This window comes from Bacillus sp. SIMBA_008 (assembly GCF_046535495.1).
Classification (GTDB): Bacteria; Bacillota; Bacilli; order Bacillales; family Bacillaceae; genus Bacillus; species Bacillus subtilis.
Genome location: NZ_JAWRWL010000725.1, coordinates 1 through 259 on the forward strand (window position 1 = coordinate 1; position 259 = coordinate 259).

The following is a 259-nucleotide window of genomic DNA, read 5'->3' on the forward strand; positions in this document are numbered from 1 at the left end:
TCTTCATTCCGAGGAGCTGAATCCGTATTTAGATTTTGAACAATCACCGTTTTACGTCCAGCATCATACCGAAGCATGGCAGCAGCCATCAGTGACGGAAAACGGAAACGAGACCGTATATCCCCGGCGTGCGGGCATCAGTTCTTTCGGGGCGACAGGTTCAAACGTGCATCTCATTCTGGAGGAATTTATCCCTGAAGAATCACAGAGAACAGCGTATGAACCGGCAGAAGAACAGACTTTCATTTTCCCGGTTTCC

The 259-nt window shown here is 48.6% G+C and carries 1 protein-coding gene; it reads left to right on the plus strand.

Features of this window, described 5'->3' with window-relative positions:
- Nucleotides 1–259, plus strand: a 259-nt coding sequence (locus SB658_RS25160) for a hypothetical protein (protein WP_410603145.1), incomplete at both ends; no start/stop codon positions are given.